17 protein-coding genes are annotated in these 17,952 nt (G+C 62.8%); 11 read left to right on the top strand and 6 right to left on the bottom strand.

What is annotated here, in order from left to right:
- Positions 1 to 216 precede the first annotated feature (216 nt).
- Positions 217 to 663, top strand: a complete 447-nt coding sequence (locus CUJ91_RS18005; protein ID WP_006050809.1) for a lytic transglycosylase domain-containing protein — start codon at positions 217 to 219, stop codon at positions 661 to 663.
- 144 nt (positions 664 to 807) lie between these two features.
- Complete coding sequence (locus CUJ91_RS18000; RefSeq protein ID WP_114156632.1) at positions 808 to 2,172, top strand: GTP-binding protein; 1,365 nt, start codon at positions 808 to 810, stop codon at positions 2,170 to 2,172.
- Positions 2,173 to 2,305: 133 nt separating this feature from the next.
- Here CUJ91_RS18000 and CUJ91_RS17995 read toward each other — a convergent pair whose 3' ends face one another.
- Positions 2,306 to 2,584 (bottom strand): HU family DNA-binding protein, encoded by a 279-nt coding sequence (locus tag CUJ91_RS17995; protein WP_006050811.1) that lies wholly within the window; start codon positions 2,582 to 2,584, stop codon positions 2,306 to 2,308.
- Positions 2,585 to 2,998: 414 nt separating this feature from the next.
- On the opposite strand from CUJ91_RS17995, the gene mnmC reads away from it, so the two are divergent.
- From mnmC to CUJ91_RS17960, 7 genes are all read left to right on the top strand, one after another.
- Positions 2,999 to 5,017 carry a bifunctional tRNA (5-methylaminomethyl-2-thiouridine)(34)-methyltransferase MnmC2/FAD-dependent 5-carboxymethylaminomethyl-2-thiouridine(34) oxidoreductase MnmC1 gene (gene mnmC, locus CUJ91_RS17990; protein WP_006050812.1) on the top strand — a complete coding sequence of 673 codons (2,019 nt, stop codon included), beginning with the start codon at positions 2,999 to 3,001 and terminating at the stop codon, positions 5,015 to 5,017.
- A gap of 860 nt (positions 5,018 to 5,877) precedes the next feature.
- Complete coding sequence (locus CUJ91_RS17985; protein ID WP_029971201.1) at positions 5,878 to 7,083, top strand: cation:proton antiporter; 1,206 nt, start codon at positions 5,878 to 5,880, stop codon at positions 7,081 to 7,083.
- Between the two features lie 127 nt (positions 7,084 to 7,210).
- The gene (locus tag CUJ91_RS17980; protein ID WP_006050814.1) at positions 7,211 to 8,326 is read left to right on the top strand and encodes a YbdK family carboxylate-amine ligase; all 1,116 of its coding nucleotides are present in this window, start codon (positions 7,211 to 7,213) and stop codon (positions 8,324 to 8,326) included.
- Between the two features lie 539 nt (positions 8,327 to 8,865).
- A complete protein-coding gene (locus CUJ91_RS17975) occupies positions 8,866 to 9,504 on the top strand; it encodes a MarR family winged helix-turn-helix transcriptional regulator (RefSeq protein ID WP_006050815.1) in 639 nt (212 codons plus the stop codon).
- 123 nt (positions 9,505 to 9,627) lie between these two features.
- A complete protein-coding gene (locus CUJ91_RS17970; RefSeq protein ID WP_114156631.1) occupies positions 9,628 to 10,341 on the top strand; it encodes a glutamine amidotransferase in 714 nt (237 codons plus the stop codon).
- A gap of 97 nt (positions 10,342 to 10,438) precedes the next feature.
- On the top strand, positions 10,439 to 11,551 hold the full coding sequence (locus CUJ91_RS17965; RefSeq protein WP_006050817.1) for an NADH:flavin oxidoreductase/NADH oxidase: 1,113 nt from the start codon (positions 10,439 to 10,441) through the stop codon (positions 11,549 to 11,551).
- Between the two features lie 229 nt (positions 11,552 to 11,780).
- Positions 11,781 to 12,338: an SET domain-containing protein gene (locus CUJ91_RS17960; protein ID WP_114156630.1), complete on the top strand. Its 558-nt coding sequence runs from the start codon at positions 11,781 to 11,783 to the stop codon at positions 12,336 to 12,338.
- A gap of 63 nt (positions 12,339 to 12,401) precedes the next feature.
- Here CUJ91_RS17960 and CUJ91_RS17955 read toward each other — a convergent pair whose 3' ends face one another.
- Positions 12,402 to 13,904, bottom strand: coding sequence for a sensor histidine kinase (locus CUJ91_RS17955; protein ID WP_006050819.1), 1,503 nt, complete (start codon positions 13,902 to 13,904; stop codon positions 12,402 to 12,404).
- Positions 13,905 to 14,036: 132 nt separating this feature from the next.
- On the bottom strand, positions 14,037 to 14,723 hold the full coding sequence (locus tag CUJ91_RS17950; RefSeq protein ID WP_006050820.1) for a response regulator: 687 nt from the start codon (positions 14,721 to 14,723) through the stop codon (positions 14,037 to 14,039).
- A gap of 179 nt (positions 14,724 to 14,902) precedes the next feature.
- On the opposite strand from CUJ91_RS17950, the gene CUJ91_RS17945 reads away from it, so the two are divergent.
- Entirely contained in the window at positions 14,903 to 15,127 is a 225-nt protein-coding gene (locus tag CUJ91_RS17945) for a DUF3717 domain-containing protein (RefSeq protein WP_006050821.1), read from the top strand.
- Between the two features lie 39 nt (positions 15,128 to 15,166).
- Here CUJ91_RS17945 and CUJ91_RS17940 read toward each other — a convergent pair whose 3' ends face one another.
- Positions 15,167 to 15,496, bottom strand: coding sequence for a 4a-hydroxytetrahydrobiopterin dehydratase (locus CUJ91_RS17940; protein WP_006050822.1), 330 nt, complete (start codon positions 15,494 to 15,496; stop codon positions 15,167 to 15,169).
- Positions 15,497 to 15,688: 192 nt separating this feature from the next.
- On the opposite strand from CUJ91_RS17940, the gene CUJ91_RS17935 reads away from it, so the two are divergent.
- Positions 15,689 to 16,180: an Lrp/AsnC family transcriptional regulator gene (locus tag CUJ91_RS17935; protein ID WP_006050823.1), complete on the top strand. Its 492-nt coding sequence runs from the start codon at positions 15,689 to 15,691 to the stop codon at positions 16,178 to 16,180.
- A gap of 28 nt (positions 16,181 to 16,208) precedes the next feature.
- On the opposite strand, the gene CUJ91_RS17930 is transcribed toward CUJ91_RS17935, so the two are convergent.
- Entirely contained in the window at positions 16,209 to 16,748 is a 540-nt protein-coding gene (locus tag CUJ91_RS17930; RefSeq protein ID WP_006050824.1) for a class IV adenylate cyclase, read from the bottom strand.
- Positions 16,749 to 17,007: 259 nt separating this feature from the next.
- A complete protein-coding gene (locus CUJ91_RS17925) occupies positions 17,008 to 17,907 on the bottom strand; it encodes a LysR family transcriptional regulator (RefSeq protein WP_114156629.1) in 900 nt (299 codons plus the stop codon).
- Positions 17,908 to 17,952: the final 45 nt, after the last annotated feature.

The following is a 17,952-nucleotide window of genomic DNA, read 5'->3' as shown; positions in this document are numbered from 1 at the left end:
CTCTTATGTCTGTTAGCCAACTTGACGGGTCACGGCCTGCCGGTATCATACGAGCCGTTCAAGCCGTCGGATCGCCGTTGCGAACACGGGTTTTCCCGCATCTTCCGTCAATGCCCCGGCCAGATTGCGCCCACCGGCTAGTCCCCGGCTGAACAATGGCTGACACGAGCCCTTACGATCCCTTACTCTTGCGGTTTGCCCCAGTCGTCTTGACCGATGAAACGAAGCTTCGTCACCTTTCTGGCAGGAATTACCATCTTGGCTTCGGCCGGGACGGCACGCGCCGATTGCTTCGACGAAGCCGCGAAATATCAGAAAGTGAACCCGCTGATTCTGCGTGCGATCGCCTGGCAGGAGTCGCATAACCGTCCGGACGCGCAGCACAAAAACGCAAACGGCTCGACCGACTACGGCGTAATGCAGATCAACTCGATTCATCTGCCCACGCTCGCGCAATACGGGATCTCGCAAGGCACGCTGATGGAGCCGTGCAAGAACGTGTACATCGCCGCGTGGCATCTGCGCCGGCAGATGAACAAGTACGGCAATACGTGGCAAGCCATCGGCGCTTATCACTCCGAGACGCCCGCGCTGCGCGACAAGTACGCTCAACAGATCGCCGCAATTCTACGCAAGTGGAACCTGATGCCGGCGTCACGCTGATCGACCGCTCGCCGTTTCCGATTTGATGCACAATGCGGCTTCGTGCTGCCGCCGGCGCTCGAGCGTCCGCTGGACCGCGGCTAGACTCGCGTAGCAATGCGGCGCCCGGCACGCCTTCCACTCCTCCCGATTTTCCGTACTGCGATGAACCAGCCGCCACTGCCCGTCACCGTGCTCTCCGGTTTTCTGGGCGCCGGCAAGACCACGCTCCTGAATCACATCCTCGCGAATCGCGCCGGCTTGCGCGTCGCCGCGATCGTCGACGATCTCGCCGCCGTCAATATCGACGCGGCGCTTTTGCGCGATCCGGCCGCGCTGTCGCCCAGCGAAGAAAACCTGGCCGAACTGTCGAACGGCTGTGTCTGCTGCACGCTGCACGACGATCTGCCCGCCCAGGTGAAACGGCTGGCCGCCGAAAAGCGCTTCGACGCGATACTGATCGAGTCGGCCGGTGTGGCGGAACCCATGCCGATCGCCGAGACCTTCGCCTTCGCCGACGATGACGACGACGGCGCGCCGCTCGCCGAGCTCGCGCGGCTCGACACGATGGTCACGGTGGTCGACGCGTCCAATTTTCTGCGCGACTACGGTTCCGCGGATGCGCTCGCCGAACGCGGCATCGCCGCGAGCGACGAAGACGACCGGACTCTAGTGGAACTGCTGATCGAGCAGGTCGAGTTCTGCGACGTGCTGGTCGTGAACAAGGCCGAACTCGTGACCGCCGACGAGCTGACGCGCCTGCAACGCATCCTCGCGCGCATCAATCCGCGCGCGGTGCAAGTGGTGAGCCGCTTCGGCGCCGTGCCGCTCGAACAGATCGTGAACACCGGCCGCTTCGATTTCGACGAGACGGCGAACGCTCCCGGCGCGATCGCGTTGCTCAACCAGGCCGAGAAGCACGTAGACGAACGCGGCCACGGTCATCGCAGCGAAGCCGACGAGTTCGGCATCGGCAGCTTCGTTTATCAGGCACGCCGTCCGTTCCATCCGGAGCGGCTGTGGGCGTTGCTGCACGAGGAGTGGAAGGGCGTCTTGCGCAGCAAGGGTTTCTTCTGGCTCGCGACGCGTAACGACATCGCCGGTTCGCTGTCGCAGGCGGGCGGCGCTTGCCGGCACGGTCCCGCAGGCATGTGGTGGGCGGCTCAGGACCGCAGCGAATGGCCCGATGCCGACGACGAGCTAGCCGCCGAAATCGCCGCCGACTGGTATGGCACGCCGGACGACGTCAGTATTGGCGACCGTCGCCAGGAGCTGGCGATGATCGGCGTCGGCATCGACCCGACGCTGTGGTCGGCGAAGTTCGACGCGTGCCTGCTGACCGACGACGAGTACGCAGTGGGACCGCAAGGCTGGCAACAGTTCGCCGATCCGTTCCCGGCGTGGGACTTCGACGACGATCACGATCACGACGGACATGATCACGGTCATCATCATGATCATGATCACGGCCACGACGACCATGATCACGATGGCCACGGCCACGGCGGAACAGCACATCGCCACGACTAAGCGGCTCTTTCAACTGCGTCGACAGTAGCAACGAAACCCGCCGCACACTCCCCTGCGGCGCGCCCATTCGCAAAGAAAAAAGACGAAAAAAAACCCGCCGTTGGCGGGTGTCAACTGCCTGGCAGTAATCTGCTTAGCGCTTGTTGACTGCGTCTTTGAACGCCTTGCCTGCCGTGAACTTGACGGTCTTTGCGGCCGGAATCTTGATGGTTTCGCCCGTCTTCGGGTTGCGACCTGTACGCGCTGCGCGCTTGCCCGAACCAAAGCTGCCGAAGCCGATCAACTGGACCGCGTCGCCCTTCGACACAGACTTCTTGATCACTTCAAGCAACGTGTCCAGCGTTTCACCGGTTTGAGCCTTGCTGGCGCCCGTCTGTCCTGCGACAGCGTCGATCAGTTCCTGTTTGTTCATTAAGGTTCCTTTCTGAGTTTAGGTTGACACGAACAGCGCGAACGCGCCGATTATACGTGCGCGCGCCGCGCCGTCGAGCAGCTACGGCTCCGGAGCCCCTCCAGATCAAAAGCGCCGGACAGCGAGTGTCCGTCGGCCGTGCTGCCGCTCCCTTCGCGGCGCTTGCTATGATAGCGCAGCGCAAACCCAATCAGGACAAGGGTTTCGAAGAATTACGCGGTTTTGGAACAGATACAGCAAGGAAACGGCACTTTTTGCTGATCCGGCCTCGCTGAGAAGCCCGAAACCCAGTGTGGACGGGGCTTTGACGTTGGTTTTTGCCAACGCTCGGCGCGTCTATTTCGCCGCCCGGCGAGCCGCGCGCGCTGGCGGTAACGTTGGACCCGCTTCTCGGGGCCTCACTTTGCGTCGCGCATGACCGATCCGCTGATCCCAGCCGTCCTCTCGTTCCGGGACAACGGCACGCCTTTTTCGCCTCTCTACGACGACATCTATCACAGCGCCGTCGGCGGTCTCGAGCAGGCCGACCATGTTTTCTTGCGCGGCAATGCGCTGCCCGAGCGCTGGCAAGGCCGGCGCATTTTCACGGTGCTGGAGACGGGCTTCGGCATGGGCATCAACTTCCTCACGACGTGGGCCGCCTGGCGCGCCGACCCGTCGCGTTGCGAGCGGCTCCATTTCGTCTCGACGGAAAAGCATCCGTTCGCGCTCGCCGATCTGCGCCGCGCGTACGCCGCGACCATTGCCGATCCGTCGATTGCCGCGCTCGCCGACACGCTCGCGAACGACTGGCCGATGCTCGTGCCGGGCACGCATCGGCTGGAATTCGAGGACGGGCGCGTGGTTCTCACACTCGTTTTCGGCGACGCAGAGCAGAGCTTGCCGAATCTCAGGCTGCGCGCGGACGCGTTTTACCTCGACGGCTTCTCGCCGGCCAAAAATCCGGAGCTTTGGACGCTCGCCATCTTCAAGTCGCTTGCGCGGCTCGCGGACGACGGCGCGACCTTCGCCACTTACACGAGCGCCGGCGACATCAAGCGGGCGCTGACTCAATGCGGCTTCGAGTATCGGAAGGTCGAAGGTTTCGGCTGGAAGCGCGCGATGCTGGTCGGCCGCTTCGCGCCTCGCTGGCGCGTGCGCCGTCATGAGCCGCCCTCGCCACTCGGACCACTCGGAGCGCTCGGATCGCTCGGACCGCTCACGCCTCGCGAACGGCATGCGGTCGTGATCGGCGGCGGTCTCGCGGGATGCGCGATGGTCGAGCGGCTCGCCGCGCGCGGCTGGCGCGTGACTTTGCTGGAGCGGCATGCGTCGGTCGCGCAAGACGCGTCGGGCAATCCGGCCGGCGTATTCCACCCGATGATCTCGCGCGACGACAGCGTCGCGTCGCGCGTCACGCGCGCCGGCTTTTTATACGCGCTAAGACGCTGGACGGCGCTCGAACGGCTCGGCCACGCGCCGCTGCGCGGCGGCTCGGGTCTGCTGCAAATCGCCGAAAACGCCGACGAAGCCCACGCGATGAGCGAAGCCATCGCCGCGCTGCGCTATCCGCCGGAATTCGTCACGCCGGTCTCCGCCGACGACGCGCAAAAACTCGCCGGTACACCGCTCGCGCGCGGCGGCTGGTTCTTCCCGCACGGCGGCTGGATCGACCCGGCCTCGCTTTGCGCCGCGCAATGCGCCGCCGCCGGTGATTTGCTCGAGCGGCGCTTCGGCGTCGAAGCCGCGCGTCTCGAGCGCTCGGGCGATCAGTGGCTGGTATTCGACGCGGCCGGCGACGTGCTCGCGCGTGCGCCGGTCGTGATCGTCGCCAACGCTCACGACGCGGCGCGCATTGCCGGTTTGCGTCACGCGCCGACTCGCAGCATCCGCGGCCAGCTCACTTTGCTGCCGCCGGGCGCGGCGCCGTCGCTGGAGTTGCCGGTGATTGGCGAAGGTTATGCGATACCGCTGCCCGGCGGCGTCACGCTGACGGGCGCGACTTACGAACTCGACGACGCTCAAACGTCGCTTCGTCCTGCCGGTCATCTGGAAAACATCGAGCGCGTCGCGCAGATGCTGCCCGCGTTCGTGAGCGTTGTCGGGCGCGGCGATGCCGCGGCATCGGGTCATGCGCTGACCGGCCGCGTCGCATTCCGCTGCGTGACAAGCGACCGCATGCCGATGATCGGCAACCTCGCCGACGAAGCGCTCGCCGCACACAACGCGCAACGCCTGCGCGGTGCGTGGCCGCTCGATCTGCCGCGCGTCGACGGTCTCTACAGCGCCTTTGCCTACGGCTCGCGCGGTCTCGTGTGGGCGGCGCTTGGCGCGGAACTGATCGCGTCGCAGATCGAAGGCGAGCCGTTGCCGCTCGAACGCGATCTCGCCGAAGACATCGACCCTGCGCGCTTCCTGCTGCGCACTTTGCGGCAAGGCGGCGTCATCAGTTAACTCTTGGCGGTGCGCAGCGCGGTTATCCACCGCAAATTGTGGATAACCACGTTGTTTACTAGCGCAACTCATGTGGAACCGTTGTGGACGTAAACGGGGTAACTCGAGCGCCGTCGAATTTCGCGGAAAGTTACCCGCGACTACCCGGCGTCGCCGCACATGCTGTGCATCCGGTTATGAAGTCTGCAATCCGCTGATTCGCTTCGGTAAACCGGGGTTATCCACAGAAAAGCGGGCTGCTTGTTAACTGCTACTACGTATACATACAGTAAACACGTAAACAGCAAGGCCCGAGCTGGACCGTGCGCCACCGCACAGATCGGGCGACGCATTCAACCCGTGTGCTAGCGGCTGTCCTGAAAAGCACACGTAGATGGTGCAGACTCCATCGACGGGTACTGGAACAAGCCAGCAATCCAGGCGTCGCGAGCTTCAAAACGGTCGCTTTTTCCACATCTCGCGAAGATGAAGTACTTTCTTACCGTTTTGCCTGCATGTTCGTGTCTTTTCGGTCGAAGCTAAAAAAGCTATGGCACAATCGCCGTTCTTTTCCGCGTGGTGCCTGGCCCCCTGCGGTACCCGCTGCAATGGAACGGTCCCGTTCAATCAGAATCTGATTCAACGTCGACGGCGTTCTTTCACCGTGCCGAGCCGGTTGCTACGGCCGCACCCCTGAATGCGCCGAGCTCCCTGCGACTGCGGCGCGTTCGAATCATCCGATCGTTGAAAACCCGCAACGCGGATCACGCGAAGCGATTGCGACAGTGGCCCGCGTCTTGCGCCCACCCGCTCGCCGGTGTTCGCGCCGGCTCATGCTGGTTCATGTGATCTGCCGTTGCTGCAAAGGAGAACCCATAACGATGAATTCGGCGTTTTCATTTTTTCCAGCCTGGCCGCTTTCACCCGACGCCATTTTTTGGGCTGGTCTCGCCTTGCTCGCCGCGGGCTTGTGCGGCGAGTTGTGCTATCGCGCGTGGCGCTTGCCGCGTATTTCGGGCTATGCGGTCATCGGTCTGATTGCCGGCGCGGCTGGCTCGGGCGTGATCGATGCCGAATCGGCGAAAGCCGCGCGGCCCTTGCTCGACGTTGCGCTCGGCTTGCTGCTGTTCGAACTCGGCAGCCGGCTCGATCTGCGCTGGATCCGTCGTAATCCGTGGCTCGTGATGTCGAGCGTCGCGGAAGCCACTTTGACTTTCGCCCTCGTTTTGCCCGTGCTGCTGTTTTTGAACGTGCCGCTGATGGTCGCAACCGTGCTGGCCGCCATCGCGATGGCGACTTCGCCGGCCATGGTGATTCAGCTCAAGACCGAGCTTCGCGCCGAAGGCCAGGTCACGCAGCGTCTGTTGACGCTGACCGCGTTGAACAGCATGTATGCGGTCGTGATCGAAAAGCTCGTGTCGAGCTGGCTGCATCAGGAAGCGTACGGCAATGTTTTCGCGACCATTCTGCAGCCGCTTTATCTGCTGGTCGGCTCGCTCGTGCTCGCCTATCTGCTCGCGCGCACCTGCACGTTCTTTTATCGCCGGCTCAACATGCAGGACGAGCATTCGTTCGTTGCGCTATTCGGCCTGATTCTGGTGGCCATCGCGGTCGCGCATCTGTTCAAGCTGTCGACCATTCTCGCGCTGCTCGCCGCCGGCATCATCGTGAAGAATCTGGAGGCTCGGCCGCAGTTGTGGCCGCGGCATTTCGGCACGGCCGGCTGGCTTCTCACTGTGATTCTGTTCGTGCTGACGCTCACTTCGTTTGAATGGAAAGACATTGCGCTCGGCGGCGTTGCGGCGCTGGGCCTGATTGTTGCGCGGCTCGTCGCGAAACTCGTCGGCGTGCTTGCGTTTGCAAAGCCGAGCGGTCTGGACTGGAAACAGGGCATGGCGCTCGGTTTGTCGCTCTCGCCGATGTCGGCGCTGGCTTATCTGCTCGTCGACGATACGTACAACCTGTATCCAAATTTCGATCCGCAATTGCGGGCGATCATGATGTGTTCGATTGTCGTGCTGCAGATTCTCGGGCCGTGGCTCGTTTATCGCAGCCTCGCGCTGGTCGCCGAGCGGCGCGAAGAGTAAGCGGTTAAGCGGTCATAAGCGACCGTGAGCGCTCCGCGCTGCAAGCCACACGTTATTCAAATTTATTCGCTTCAAAAAACGGCCGGGCTTCCGACAACCGTCCGGCCGACCTCACTCAGGGGACGCCATGTCACTCGAACCCTTCATCGATTCGAAGCCGTTCACTTTCGGTGTCGAACTCGAGATGCAGATCGTCAATACGCACGACTATGATCTGACCAAAGCCGGCTCCGATCTGCTGCGCCTCGTCAAGGATCAAAAGATCCCCGGCAACATCACGCCGGAAATCACCGAGAGCATGATCGAGCTGTCCACCGGCATTTGCACGAACCACGAACAGGCACTCGCCGATCTGCGCAAGATTCGCGACACGCTCGTTTCCGCGGCCGATCATCTGAACGTCGGCCTGTGCGGCGGCGGCACGCACGCTTTCCAGCAATGGAGCGAACGGCAGATCGTGGATACGCCGCGCTTTCAGTATCTTTCCGAACTGTACGGTTATCTTGCGAAGCAGTTCACCGTATTCGGCCAGCATGTGCACATCGGCTGCCCCGATCCGGACAGCGCGCTGTTCCTGCTGCATTCCATGTCGCGCTTCATTCCGCATTTCATTGCGTTGTCCGCATCGTCGCCGTTCGTGCAGGGCGTGGACACCGGCTTTCATTCGGCACGCCTGAATTCCGTGTTCGCGTTTCCGCTATCGGGCCGCGCGCCGTTCGTGCTGACGTGGGACAGCTTCGAGGAATATTTCTCGAAGATGGTCCATACGGGCGTGGTCAACAGCATGAAGGATTTTTACTGGGACATCCGGCCGAAGCCGGGCTTCGGCACCATCGAAGTACGCGTGATGGATACGCCGCTTTCCGTCGATCGCGCCGCGGCGATTGCCTGCTACATCCAGACGCTTGCGCGCCATCTGCTGCTCGACAAGCCGATCACGCCGCACGAAGACGACTACCTCGTCTACACGTTCAACCGCTTCGAGGCATGCCGTTTCGGTCTTGCCGGAACCTGCATCAATCCGCAGACAGGCGAACGCAAGACGATTTCGGAAGACATTCTGGAGACGCTCGACCTCATCGCGCCGCACGGCGACGCGTTGGGCTCGGGCCATGCGCTTGCCGAAATCGGCGCGATTGCGCGCGGTCAGATCAACGATGCAACGTGGCTAAGAGGCGTCGTCGAACAGGAAAAGTCACTGCATGAGGCTGTCCGGCAACAGTGTCTGAAGTGGCGAGCGTGATCGGCCGAACGGTGTCGCTTGTGTTCAACAGTAAGAAAACCCGCCTGCGCGGGTTTTTTTTCGTCGTTAAAATTTTCCAGTTCGGGGCCCTTAAGGTTTTTCCAATAAGTACGTATACAAACGTAGTAGTAGTTAACAAGCATCGCCGCCGACTGTGGACAACTGAATAATTCCCTGCAAAGTCAAGGCGCTGCGTAAACCATAAGTAGGCCGGTGAGCAGTGCGTGGCCGGCGGTAAACGAGGACAACTTAAGGACTCACAAGTGGACGCGGGTGCTTATCAAGAATCGGCGCACATGTCATCCCTGATGTTGTCCCACGGTTATCCACAGATTGCATTGGATAACTTAGCTGTACGATTCGCCGCTCTCGCATAGAATGTCGTCTTAACCGCTTCGGCTTGCAAGGCGGTGAATTTTTGAGATAGTTAGAGACCGTCTCGTCCTGTTTTGGGCGGGGCTACCCCACACAGGCTACGGGCGTTCCCGGCAACAACGGCCGGCACCGCACAAAAGCTGTAAATAAACCAATCGAAGATTATGAGCGAAGGCGTATACGGAGAACAGGCAACCGGGCGAGTCACCCACAGCCTCTTGCGACTGAGCACGGCGATGCGAAGCCAGGCTTGGGAATGGGCGGAAGGCGCGGGCCTCACGCCCACGCAGGGCGAAATCCTGGTTTTGCTGATGCAACGAAAAGGGCCGATGCGGCTCGGGGAAATCGCGCGCGAAACGGCACTGACTGCCGCGACCACCAGCGACGCGGTCAGTACGCTCGAGACCAAGGGACTGGTCGAAAAGCGCCGCGCTCTCGATGACGGCCGCGCGCTCGCCGTTCGTCTGACCACTCGCGGCCGCACGGCTGCGAAGCGCGCCGCGCAATGGCCTGACTTTCTGGCCAAGGCTGTGGGCACGTTGCGCGACGACGAGCAGGCCCTGTTCTATCGCACGCTGCTCAAGACGGTTCATCAACTGGAAGCGCAGGGCAACATTCCGCCGCACCGCATGTGCCTGAGCTGCACGCATTTCGAGCCGAGCAAGAATCCGAAGAAAACGCCGCATCATTGCGCGCTGCTCGATCTGAACATGGCGGATACGGATCTGCGTCTGGATTGCGCCGTGCATGAAACCGCCGACGTCGCCACGCAGAAAAAGACCTGGAAGATCTTCGCCCAGTAAGGCGACTGCTTCGCTGCCAATCCGCTACACTGCAACCGGCAACAGCAGGCGGCGTTTGCCGCCTGCCGGCTTTTTCGGTGCCGCGCAGCGGCAGTCCGCAGTCAATCTGAAGGTGACAGGCTGATGAATCAGGAAGTTCTGGCCATTCGCCACGTGCACTTCGAGGATCTGGGCAGTCTCGAACTCGTGCTCGGCGAACGCGGGCGGCCCGTGCGTTATCTCGATGTCGGCTTTGCCCGCATCGAGGCGCCGAACCCGGTCACGTCATCGTTGATGGTGGTGCTCGGCGGCCCGATCAGCGCCACCGACGACGCGCGCTATCCCACGCTCGTGCCGCTGCTTTCGATGATCGAAAAACGCATCGAAGCAGGGCTTCCCACACTCGGCATTTGTCTCGGCGCGCAACTGATCGCGCGTGCGCTCGGCGCGCGAGTGTATCCCGCGGGCCATACGGAGCTCGGCTGGGAACCGCTCACGCTGACGGAGGCCGGCCGCGCATCGCCGGTGCGTCATCTGGATGGCGCGCATACGTCCATGCTGCATTGGCATGGCGATACCTTCGACCTTCCCGCGAACGCGACGCGTCTTGCCTGCACGAGCGCGTGTGAAAACCAGGCGTTCACGTGGGGCAGCCATGTGCTCGCGTTGCAATGTCATCCCGAGATTCGCACCGATCGCTTCGAGCCCTGGCTGATCGGTAATGCGGGCGAACTCGTGGAGCATGGAATCGACGCGCGTCAATTGCGCGCCGAGACCGCGCAGTTCGGCCCGGCTCTTGAGGCGGCCGCTTGCCGTATGTTCGGCGAATGGCTCGATCAGGTACAGGCGCAGCCCTGAGCGAGCGCTTCAGCGGCGGCCGCAAGTGGCCTGCCTGCAGCAAATGACTCGCGGTGCTATCCTCGTTCGCTCTCGGTTTTCTACTGGGCGGTGATCCATGAGCGCGCTATTTTCTCCACTCACGCTGCGTAGCGTGACGCTTCCGAATCGCATCGTCGTGTCGCCGATGTGCCAGTATTCCGCCGAACGCGGCGAAGCCACCGCGTGGCACATGATTCACCTCGGCAGTCTCGCATTGTCCGGCGCCGGCATGTTGTGCATCGAGGCGACGGCTGTCGAACCGGACGGCCGCATCACGCCCGGCGATCTGGGCTTGTGGGACGACGCGACCGAAGCCGCGCTCACGCCCGTGCTTGCCGCGATCCGCAAGCACTCGCACATCAACGTGACGATGCAGTTGTCGCATGCCGGGCGCAAGGCGTCGAGTCATGCGCCGTGGGAAGGCGGCCAGCTGATTCCGGTCTCGCAGGGCGGCTGGTTGCCGCATGCGCCGTCGGCGTTGCCGCACAAAGCGGGCGAAGAGCCGCCGCTCGCGCTCGACACGCCTGGGCTGAATCGCATCCGGGAAGCGTTCGCGGCGTCCGCGCGGCGCGCTGCGCGCCTCGGCATCGACGCACTCGAAGTGCATGCCGCACACGGCTATTTGCTGCATCAGTTTCTTTCGCCGCTCGCCAATCAACGGGATGACGACTACGGCGGTTCGCTCGAAAACCGCATGCGTTTTCCGCTCGAGATCTTCGACATCGTGCGCGCGTCTTTTCCCGCCGACAAACCGGTCGGCGTGCGTGTGTCCGCAACGGATTGGGTCGAAGGCGGCTGGTCGCTGGAAGACACCATCGCGTTCGCACATGAGTTGAAGAAGCGCGGCTGCGACTGGATCGACGTATCGTCCGGCGGCGTCTCGCCGTTGCAGAAGATTCCGCTCGAGCCGGGCTATCAGATCCCGTTCGCCAAGGCCGTCAAACAGGCGACGGGGCTCACGACCATCGGCGTCGGACTTATCACCGATCCGTTTCACGCCGAGCAACTGATCGAACAGGGCGACGCCGATCTGATCGCGCTGGCTCGTGCGCTGCTATACAACCCGCGCTGGCCGTGGCACGCCGCTGCGCAACTCGGCGCGACGGTCGAAGCGCCGCCGCAGTACTGGCGCTCGCAACCGCGCGATCAGAAGGCGCTGTTCGGCGAGATTTCATTCGGACAAAGATGAGGCGGCTCATGCGTGACGCACGATCGCATGAGGTCCACGTTTTTGACGGTTGAACGAAGCCGTCTTCAGCGTGTAGGATGCCGGTTGTGGCGCGTGAGCGTCGCAGGTCGACGCGGCGCTCGCAGGGCGCCGCGTTTGCTATGAGCGCCAGAAAAAATCAGCGCGTCAGACGCGAGCTTTTCCGACGGCTGCCGGACTTCATCCCCAGTTCTTCACAAGGATTCATTCAATGAGTTCACGCAGGATCGCCGTGCGTCGTTCCGGTGTGCACGGCAAAGGCGTGTTTGCGCTCGAACCGATTGCGGCCGGCGAGCGGCTAATCGAATACAAGGGCGAGCGGATTTCCTGGAAAGAAGCGTTGCGCCGTCATCCGCATAATCCTGACGAACCGAATCACACGTTCTACTTTGCGCTCGATAGCGGCAAGGTGATCGACGGCAAGGTGAGCGGCAACAGCGCACGCTGGATCAACCACTCGTGCGCGCCGAACTGCGAAGCGGAAGAGATCGACGGTCACGTGTACGTGCATGCGCTGCGCGACATCGCCGAGGGCGAGGAGATCTTCTACGATTACGGTCTCGTGATCGACGCACGTCAGACGAAGAAGCTCAAGAAGGAATACGAATGCCGCTGCGGCTCGCGCAAATGCCGCGGCACGATGCTCGCGCCGACCGAGAAGGACAAGGCCGCGGCTAAAGCGGCGAAGCCGGCCAAGGCTGCGAAAACCGCAAAGTCGGCTAAGTCCGTGAAGCCGGCCAGCTCGGCCAAGAAGGCCAAGAAAAAGTAACGCGCGAGCTGCGCGGTTCGCCGTGTGAATGACGCCCGCGCAGCGCGAAGACCTAAGTTACCGCTACAGATCGACCGGCGCCGAGTGCGCCGGTTTTTTTTCGTGGTCTTGTGCGTCGTCGTTAGCGTGTGCCGGCCGCGCCGTTTCCACGACCGGAATACGCACGATGAAACGCGCTCCGCCTTCGGGCGCGTCCTCGTAATGCACGCTGCCGTGATGCAGCGCCATGATGTCGTGAACGATCGCGAGACCGAGACCGGCGCCGCCGTCCACGCCGTCATCGCTCTGACCGTCGCCGCGGAAAAACCGCTTGAACAGGTCGGCTTGCTGCGTGTGAGGCACGCCCGCGCCATTGTCTTCGACGACGATCTCGGCCATGCGCACGTCATCGATCACGGTTTGCGACACCGTGACCGTAATGCGCCCACCGTCGAAGCGCGAAGGCGGCACGTACTTCAGCGCGTTATCCAGCAGATTCGCGATCACTTCGTGCAGCAGCACCGGATTGCCGCGCGCGATCAACGGATGATCGTTGGCCGGATCATCGAGCCGCTGAAAACCCAGGTCGATGTGCGAAGCCAACGCGCGCGGCACCCATTCCGCGCCGGTATCGAACGCGAGCGCGGCCATATCGACATTGACGAAGCGCGCGGCCTGCTCGGCCGGTTCCGCGCGCGCGAGAGACAGCAACTGATTCGACAGACGCACCGCGCGATCGGCGGCCGCACGCAACTCGCGCACCGCGGCGAGCGTCTGTTGCGGATCGCGCGCGACAGCCGCTTGCTCTGCATGCAGCTTGACGGCCGTGAGCGGCGTGCGAAGTTGATGCGCGGCATCGGCGATGAATTTGCGCTGGCCGTCGAGCGCGGTCTTGAGACGGCCGAGCAGCGCATTGACGGCGCCGGTCAGCGGCCGGATTTCGACGGGCACATAGGTCTCGTCGACCGGTTCGAGCGACGTGTGCGTCTGCCGGTTGAGCGAGTCCGCGAGATCGGTCAGCGGATTGAGCTGCTGATTCACCACGCGCCACACGATCACCCAGCCCGCGAGCAGCAGCAGCAACAGCGGCATCATGATCGCCACGAGAAATTCCGCGGCGATGCGAAAGCGGTGATGCACCGGCTGCCCGACCTCGACGACGATCGGATTGCCCACCGGCTGATCGACCCTCACCTGCGCGACGCGCACGGTCACGCCTTGATGCTGCGTTTCGAACACATACGCGTAATGCATGCGCCGAACGCTGGTGCCTTGCAGCGGCAGCGTTTCATCGCCGGCAATTTCGGTTTCGCCATCGCTGATCCGATAGACGAGATGCTCGACCGGATCGGAAAACATCGCTTGCGCAAGCGGCGGCACGGTAATGGGCGCTTCGGGGCCTGCAATCTGAATCTGCTTCGAGATGGCGGTCGCGAGGTCCGCAAGCGAGCGGTCGACCACGTGCTGCGTGTACTGCCACGCGAGCCAATAGGCGATCAGGCCGCTCATCAGCGCGAGCAGCGAAAGCGGAGCAGCTAGGCGCCGCAGCAGCGTGCGGCGCAGACTATTGGCGGCCGGCTGGGGCATGATCGAACGCGTGGGAAGAGGGCAGGCGCGAGGCGCCATGAAGTTTCACCGGACGCCGGCGACTCGCGCACGCAGTGCGCCGCGCCGGCCCGGCGCCGTCAGGCCGCAACAGAGTGGCGGCCTTCACGACGATTATGCGGCCTGACGGATTTCCTGCAACAGGTAACCGAAGCCGCGCACCGTAACGATTTCGACGCGGCAGCTCTCGAGCTTTTTGCGCACGCGGTGCACATAGACTTCGATCGCGGTGTCGCCGAGATCGCCGCCGAAATGCGTGAGGTGGTCTTGCAGTTGCGCCTTGCTGACCACGCGGCCGTGGCGCAGCAGCAGCATTTCGAGCACGGCGAATTCGCGCGGCGACAGTTCGAGCGGCTTGTCGTCGTTGAAAATGCGCCGATCCACACCCGACAGACGCACGCCGCCCAGCGACACTTCCGGACGCGGCATGTCGCCGTGCGGACCGCTGCGGCGCATCACCGCGCGAATGCGCGCTTCGAGCTCGGTCGGCTCGAACGGCTTGAGCATGTAGTCGTCCGCGCCGGAATTCAGGCCCTGGACGCGGTCGTTCAGTTCGTCGCGCGCGGTGAGGATGATCACCGGCGTATGGCGATTGCTCTGACGGAAACGCGCGAGCAGCGTCATGCCGTCGATGCCCGGCAAGCCGAGGTCGAGAATCACCAGTTCGTGACGGTTTTGGGTGAGAGCCTGTTCGGCGAAAATGCCGTCGTGGACCATGTCGACGGTGAAGCCGGCTTGTTCGAGGCTGCTTTGGATGCCGCGTGCGATGGGGCGGTCATCTTCGATCAGAAGGAGTCGCATGGATCTCGCTCAATTACAATGGGTTTAGGCGTTCGGGCAAGCGGTTCGCCGGGGCGCCTGCTTTACAGATCTGCTACGCGGACCGCGGTGTGTGCTCATGCCGGATCGGCCCAAGCCACCAAGCAGTCAACCACGCAGTCATCGAGCAGCGCCCTCGCGCCCTCCGGGTAATCGAAGCCATGTCCGAGATCAGCATTCAGGAACTCGAAGCCGCGATCAACTTCTGGCGCGCCCGCTCACCTTCGAGCGGAGACGAACTCGTTCTGTGCAAGGAGGCAAGCGCGCTCTCCAAGCCGTATGCGCTCCTGATTGTACAGCGTCGGAACACGCTATCGCGGGATCGTTTGGACGCCAATGCACGCCAGGCGTGGGATTCTTACGTGCGCCTTAAAAATAGCCTGTAGAACTGAAGGTTTTCATCCGCGGTTGCCTGCAAAGCCCTTTCAATACGACGAATTCTGCGTGTTGGCCGCGTTGCGCGTGTGTGCCGTGATCGTCTCGATAAAGTGCGCCAGTTCGATATCGCGCTTCGTCAGTCCATTTGCTTCATGCGTCGACAGCGTGATCTGCACCTTGTTGTACACGTTAAACCATTCCGGATGGTGATCCATTTCCTGCGCCTTGATTGCGACACGCGTCATGAAGCCGAAGGCTTCGTTGAAATCGGCGAACTCGAACTGCCGCTGGATCGCATCGCGGTCGGTCGCGGGTTGCCAGCCGTGCAAGCGGGCGAGTTCGGCGGTGCGTTCTTCGGAACTCAGTTTGTGGATCATCGGGTCACCTCGTGTGCTCGGTTTGCGTCGCCATGCCGACGCTTTCGTTTATTTTTCCACGGATGCGGCGGGCTCGCTGAGAGGTGGGGCGGCGGCATGCAGCGGCCCGTCGGATGAGCGGGCGTTGGGCGTATCGTCGGGATCACATGCAATAATCCCGCATTGAACGGCTATTTAATGCGGAATTGCACCATGCTAGACCTCGACCACTTCGACCTCGCGCTGCTGGACGTGCTTCAGCGCTTCGGCCGCGCGACTCATCAGCAGCTTGCCGAGCAAGTGCCGCTGTCGCCGTCGCAGATCGGGCGGCGCTTGCAGCGGCTGGAACAGATCGGCGTGGTGGACGGCTATCGCGTCGTGCTGCGGCCGGAAAAGCTCGGCCTGGGCGTGACGGCCTTTACGAGCCTCAAGCTCAAGCATCACGGCGATTCGATCATCGAGCAGTTTCAGCAGCAGATCGACGCGTTGCCCGAAGTGCTGGAATGTCACGCGGTGGTGGGCGACGCCGACTATCTGCTGCGCATCGTCGCGCCCGACCTGAATTACCTGTCCACGTTCGTGATGAAAAAGCTGATGCGCGTGCCCGGCGTGGACAGCGTGCGCTCGAACATCGTGCTCACGACGTTCAAGCGCAACGGGCCGTTGCCGCTTGCGCATCTGTCGCCGGGAACGGCTGCGGCGTGAGCCGCGCTCGAGCGGCGATACGCGCGTTTTATGCGGCCTGCTTCGGCTCGCCGCCGGGGCTCGTCAGCAGATCGACATAAGCCACCGCCACCAGATCCGATTCCGGCACGCCGAGACTCGCGAACATCGCATGCGCTTCCGCGTGACCGTCTTCCTCGTTATCGTCTTGCGCGAGGACCACTTCCAGCTCGACGAAATCGCCGAGGCCATCGACGCGGTCCAGATGAATGCGCGTGCGCCCCGCCAGATACACATGCCGTTCCTTGGTGACGATGCCGCGCGTGGTCAGCGCCGTGGCAAGCAGCGAGTGCATCGCTTCGGGGTTCGTCACGGGACTGCGTGTGTAGTACGACGCCTTCGGACCGTCGCGGTCGTCGCGCCGGTAGAAGATCAGTTCGGCGGGCGTGCCGTCGTCGAACTGGCGCAGCTTCAGACGTCCGCGCGGCACGTCGTAGAAGAAATCCTGCTGGCGGAAGATCAGCGGCGCGTCCGGCGCAAGCTGCGCCGCGCGTTCGCGCAGCTGTTCGAAATGCTGGGCGCGGGCTTTGATTTCGATGTTGCGTGCCATGTCAGGCTCCTGTCGGGAATAGGGTGGTAAGCGGCTTCGTCGTGAGTGGGGCGAAGCTGCCGGGAAGACAGAGTCGGTCGGAACGGGAAAGCAGGGACAGCACGAAGGGCCGGCGCATGCGCGAACCGTCAATCTAACAAAAACTCCGTGACGCCGCGGTTTCAGTCGGACTCGATTACTTTGCGGGAGTGCCCGCGCGCTGTCATGAGAACCGCTCATATCGCGGCGGTCCAATACCGGACCCAAGTTCAGGCGGTTTTCACGTCGTCCACTGCAGTTCGATCAGCTTCAACGCGGCGGCTATCGCAGGCTCGTCCTTGCGCTCGGCCAGCGTGATAAAGCTCAGTTGCGTCGGCACCGTAATGCCTTCGACGATGGTCAGCGCATGCGCGTGAGCCTCGGCGATCGCAATCGCGTCGCGCGCGAGCGTGAGGCCCACGCCCGACTTGACGAGATCGAGCATCGACGGCTCCTGGTCCACTTCGGCCACCTTCACCGGCTTGACGCCCGCCTCGCCGAACGCTCGGGACAGCAGCCGGTTATGCGCCGACGCGGGCGGCGTCCAGATCCACGGAAACGCGGCGAGCGAACGCCAGTCGCGCGCGCCTTTGACGCGGTCTTTCCAGCCGGCCGGCGCGAGCACGCGGTACTGGAAGTGCGTGAGCGTCAGTGTATGGAACGCGGAACCGTCGCGTGGATCGTCGTCGGACGGCACGCCGATGTAGTAGCCGACGTCCAGCTCGCCTGCGCGAACCTGGTCGAGCACCCAGCCCGACATGCCGTGCCGCAAAGCCGTCTCGATGTGCGGCCACGTCTCCACCAGTTGCTTCAGAAAGCCGCCGAGCCGCAGGAACTCCGGATCGAGGATCGTGCCGATGCGCAAGCGCCCGCGCACTTCCTGACGCAGCGATTGCGCGGCGCGCTGCACGTCGCTGGCCGCGGTCAATGCACGTTCGGCATGTGGCAGCAGCGCCTGGCCGTCGCGCGTGAGCGAGAGCCCGTGCGAGGTCCGCGTGAACAGCGCGACGCCGAGCGTCTCCTGCAAATGCTTGATTTGCAGACTGACAGCCGGCTGCGTGAGATGCAGTTGCACGGCGGCACGCGTGAGATTGCCCTCGCGTGCCACAGTGACGAACGCGCGTAGCAGAGTGAGATCCATCCACTGATATTAACGCGGCTTATAGCGCAGTTGAGCATTACTCAT

Origin of the sequence: Paraburkholderia graminis, assembly GCF_003330785.1 — a bacterium.
GTDB classification, from domain to species: domain Bacteria; phylum Pseudomonadota; class Gammaproteobacteria; order Burkholderiales; family Burkholderiaceae; genus Paraburkholderia; species Paraburkholderia graminis.
The sequence above is the reverse complement of the archived record's forward strand: the minus strand, read 5'-3'. Positions and strand labels throughout refer to the sequence as shown.

Coding starts and splice junctions, on each gene's coding strand:
- CUJ91_RS18005 (WP_006050809.1), top strand. CDS start 217: ATGAAACGAAGCTTCGTCACCTTTCTGGCAGGAATTACCATCTTGGCT.
- CUJ91_RS18000 (WP_114156632.1), top strand. CDS start 808: ATGAACCAGCCGCCACTGCCCGTCACCGTGCTCTCCGGTTTTCTGGGC.
- CUJ91_RS17995 (WP_006050811.1), bottom strand. CDS start 2,584: ATGAACAAACAGGAACTGATCGACGCTGTCGCAGGACAGACGGGCGCC.
- mnmC (WP_006050812.1), top strand. CDS start 2,999: ATGACCGATCCGCTGATCCCAGCCGTCCTCTCGTTCCGGGACAACGGC.
- CUJ91_RS17985 (WP_029971201.1), top strand. CDS start 5,878: ATGAATTCGGCGTTTTCATTTTTTCCAGCCTGGCCGCTTTCACCCGAC.
- CUJ91_RS17980 (WP_006050814.1), top strand. CDS start 7,211: ATGTCACTCGAACCCTTCATCGATTCGAAGCCGTTCACTTTCGGTGTC.
- CUJ91_RS17975 (WP_006050815.1), top strand. CDS start 8,866: ATGAGCGAAGGCGTATACGGAGAACAGGCAACCGGGCGAGTCACCCAC.
- CUJ91_RS17970 (WP_114156631.1), top strand. CDS start 9,628: ATGAATCAGGAAGTTCTGGCCATTCGCCACGTGCACTTCGAGGATCTG.
- CUJ91_RS17965 (WP_006050817.1), top strand. CDS start 10,439: ATGAGCGCGCTATTTTCTCCACTCACGCTGCGTAGCGTGACGCTTCCG.
- CUJ91_RS17960 (WP_114156630.1), top strand. CDS start 11,781: ATGAGTTCACGCAGGATCGCCGTGCGTCGTTCCGGTGTGCACGGCAAA.
- CUJ91_RS17955 (WP_006050819.1), bottom strand. CDS start 13,904: ATGCCCCAGCCGGCCGCCAATAGTCTGCGCCGCACGCTGCTGCGGCGC.
- CUJ91_RS17950 (WP_006050820.1), bottom strand. CDS start 14,723: ATGCGACTCCTTCTGATCGAAGATGACCGCCCCATCGCACGCGGCATC.
- CUJ91_RS17945 (WP_006050821.1), top strand. CDS start 14,903: ATGTCCGAGATCAGCATTCAGGAACTCGAAGCCGCGATCAACTTCTGG.
- CUJ91_RS17940 (WP_006050822.1), bottom strand. CDS start 15,496: ATGATCCACAAACTGAGTTCCGAAGAACGCACCGCCGAACTCGCCCGC.
- CUJ91_RS17935 (WP_006050823.1), top strand. CDS start 15,689: ATGCTAGACCTCGACCACTTCGACCTCGCGCTGCTGGACGTGCTTCAG.
- CUJ91_RS17930 (WP_006050824.1), bottom strand. CDS start 16,748: ATGGCACGCAACATCGAAATCAAAGCCCGCGCCCAGCATTTCGAACAG.
- CUJ91_RS17925 (WP_114156629.1), bottom strand. CDS start 17,907: ATGGATCTCACTCTGCTACGCGCGTTCGTCACTGTGGCACGCGAGGGC.